The organism is Arthrobacter sp. H41 (assembly GCF_000520535.1).
In the GTDB taxonomy this organism is placed as follows: Bacteria; Actinomycetota; Actinomycetes; order Actinomycetales; family Micrococcaceae; genus Arthrobacter_D.
Genome location: NZ_KI914797.1, coordinates 6,022 through 7,437 on the forward strand (window position 1 = coordinate 6,022; position 1,416 = coordinate 7,437).

Genomic DNA, 1,416 nt, shown 5'->3' on the forward strand with positions numbered 1-1,416 from the left:
GCCCCGCCGAAAAGATCCCGGAGCCCGCGGCCCGCGAACTCGGGCAGGTGCATCCTTGCCGCGACCGGGTGCTGGGAAAGGTTGAAGATACACAGCACCACTTCAGGCTGCTCGTGTTCGGCATTGCCGTCGTGGATCTCGCGCAGGAAGGCGAGTACCGCATCCGACTCGGTGGGGACGTTCCGGTACCCGCCGAGACCGAAGGCCGGGTGGGCGCGCCGCACCGCGAGCATCTGGCGGACCCAGTGCAGGAGCGAACTCGATGTCGCGAGCTGGGCCTCCACGTTGACGTGGCTGTAGTTGTAGACCAGCGACTGCACCACGGGCAGGTACAGCTTGCCCGGGTCGGCGGTGGAGAACCCCGCATTGCGGTCGGGGTTCCACTGCATCGGCGTCCTCGAGGCGTCGCGGTCCTCGAGCCAGATATTGTCCCCCATGCCGATCTCGTCGCCGTAGTACAGGAACGGACTTCCGGGCAAGGACAACAGCAACGCATGGATGAGTTCGACCTCTGCACGGGAATTGTCGAGCAGCGGCGAGAGCCGGCGCCGGATACCCACGTTGGCGCGCATCCTCGAATCCGGTGCATACCAGCCGAGCATCGCTTCGCGTTCCTCGTTGGTCACCATCTCGAGGGTCAGCTCGTCGTGGTTCCGGAGGAACGTCCCCCACTGGGCCCCTGCCGGGATCTCAGGGGTGTCCTTCATCGTCTGGACGATCGGACCGGCCTTCTGGTCGCGCAGCGCGTAGAACAGGCGGGGCATGATGGGGAAGTGGAATGACATATGGCATTCGGGGCCGTCCTCGTCGCCGAAGTATTCGACCACCTCGTCGGGCATCTGGTTGGCCTCGGCGATGATGACGCGTCCAGGATAGTTCTCGTCCACCATGGCTCGCAGCCGCTTGAGGAACTCGTGGGTTTTCGGCAGGTTCTCGCAGTTCGTTCCCTCCTCTTCGAAAAGATAGGGAATGGCGTCGGCGCGGAACCCGTCGATGCCCTGGTCCAGCCAGAACTTCACGACGTCGAAGATGGCTTCCTGAACCTTGGGGTTCTCGAAGTTGAGGTCCGGCTGGTGGCTGAAGAAACGATGCCAGAAGAACTGCCGCCGCACCGGGTCGAAGGTCCAGTTGGACTCCTCGGTGTCGACGAAGATGATCCGGGCGTCCTCGTACTTCTCGTCGGTGTCGCTCCAGACGTAGAAGTCTCCGTACGGCCCTTCGGGGTCGCTCCGGGATTCCTGGAACCAGTGGTGTTGGTCGGAGGTGTGGTTCACGGGCAGGTCGATGATGACCCGGACGCCCCGTGCGTGGGCCTCGGCGACGAGCCGCTTGAAGTCGCTCAGCGACCCGAATTCATCGAGGACGTCGTAGTAGTCGGCGATGTCGTAGCCGCCGTCACGCAGCGGTGACTTGAAG

Annotated in this window: 1 protein-coding gene; it reads right to left on the bottom strand. The window is 63.7% G+C overall.

The features are described 5' to 3' along the window. Positions 1 to 1,416 (bottom strand): maltose alpha-D-glucosyltransferase (treS, locus tag Y705_RS18895; protein ID WP_081737957.1); only part of this gene is annotated, 1,416 nt, incomplete at both ends.